The following is a 1,038-nucleotide window of genomic DNA, read 5'->3' as shown; positions in this document are numbered from 1 at the left end:
AAGTGGACCTGAACGAGACGGACCGGATCGGCAAGAACTGGTCGATCAACGTGGGGATGAACAAGACCGAGACGATCAGCCTGGCATCCATGCAGAACGTCGGCCTGGGGCGCATGGAAAACGTCGGGCTGGGGTACAACCTCAACGTCGGCATGATGATGGTGACCAACGTTGGCATGAGCCGCACCGACCGTATCGGCCAGAGCCACAGCGCGTCGGTGGGCAAGTCCTACAGCCTCAGCGTGGGTGGCGGTGGTGGGGGAGGCGCCGGTGGTGGTCAGAGCATGGCCAAGAACATCGTGGCGCCGTCCGGCCAGGATGATTCCCCGGGTGGTGGCGCCAGTTCGGTGAACATCGACGGCTCCAGCATCACCCTGCACAGCGATACCATCGAGCTGAAGGCGGACAGCGAGATCACCCTGCGCTGTGGGCAGAGCATCATCCGCATCACGCCGAGCGAAATCGAAATCCTGTCGCCCAAAGTCGACATTAACTGCTGAACCAAGGAGGGTCCAGATGACGGAATCCGCAGGCCTGCCGGTGTCGCATATCGGCCACGAAGTGGCGGGCGCAGTGATCGTGACCGGCTCCCCCAACGTATTCGTTGGCAGCACGGCGGTGGGGATGGCCGACCAGCCCTCCGCCTGCTCGCCGAGCGTCGGCCAGCCGGTCAACCCGATCCTGGGCGCCAAGCTGCTGCCGGCGGAAACCGACTTCGTCCTGCCGGCACCGCTGCCCTTCGCCTTCAGCCGTGGCTACCTGTCGCGCGATGGGCGTATCGGCAGCCTGGGCCAGGGCTGGTCCCTGCCCGGCGAGGGGCTGGACCTGGAGCTGGATACCGACAGCACCACCCTCATCGACGCTCAGGGTCGGCGCATCGCCTTTCCCGCCTTGAAGCCGGGCGCCTCGTACTACTCCGGCAGCGAGCGGCTGTGGGTGCGCCGTGGCGGTACCGAGCCCGATCAGTCTTATGAGCCCTGGGGGCGTCGCTGGACCGGCGTGCCGGAAGCCGTGCAGCAACACGAAGGCTCCGTGGTA

General features: G+C 65.8%; 1 protein-coding gene and 1 pseudogene. Both read left to right on the top strand.

What is annotated here, in order from left to right; genetic code table 11:
- Nucleotides 1–500: pseudogene (locus N5D30_RS26055) on the top strand (hypothetical protein); the annotation flags it as partial.
- Nucleotides 501–516: 16 nt separating this feature from the next.
- Nucleotides 517–1,038 (top strand): DUF6531 domain-containing protein (locus tag N5D30_RS26050; RefSeq protein WP_279911341.1); only part of this gene is annotated, 522 nt, incomplete at its 3' end.

This window comes from Pseudomonas sp. GD03875 (assembly GCF_029840585.1).
In the GTDB taxonomy this organism is placed as follows: domain Bacteria; phylum Pseudomonadota; class Gammaproteobacteria; order Pseudomonadales; family Pseudomonadaceae; genus Aquipseudomonas; species Aquipseudomonas paralcaligenes.
Note: the sequence above shows the minus strand (reverse complement) of the source record. Positions and strands in the feature narration are given on the sequence as shown.